Annotated in this window: 1 pseudogene; it reads right to left on the bottom strand. The window is 40.8% G+C overall.

The window, feature by feature from the left end:
• Positions 1-304: pseudogene (locus tag ABR397_RS23715) on the bottom strand (baseplate J/gp47 family protein); the annotation flags it as partial.

The following is a 304-nucleotide window of genomic DNA, read 5'->3' as shown; positions in this document are numbered from 1 at the left end:
AATGGGCGCGGGTATCACATAGTTAATTTCATATTCGGGATAAGGCTGAACATAGTTTTCATCATCCACAATTGTGTGAGTTGTATTTCCGTTCGTAGGAATACCTGGAGGCTTTTTCTTCCAGATTACTCTAGCGACATCCTCAGTCTTTCCCCCATACACAGCACTATAAATAGAGTTTGGCACCATTCTGTATTTTGATACCCCGACCGTTTTTACTACCGATGTATCATTTGAAATAACGTATGCGTCTGCCACGCCATTTACTTCTAATACTGCGGCATAAATGGCATGTAATGAGTTT

The organism is Photorhabdus viridis, from assembly GCF_040256935.1.
Classification (GTDB): domain Bacteria; phylum Pseudomonadota; class Gammaproteobacteria; order Enterobacterales; family Enterobacteriaceae; genus Photorhabdus; species Photorhabdus viridis.
This window is presented reverse-complemented; position numbering and strand designations above follow the sequence as displayed.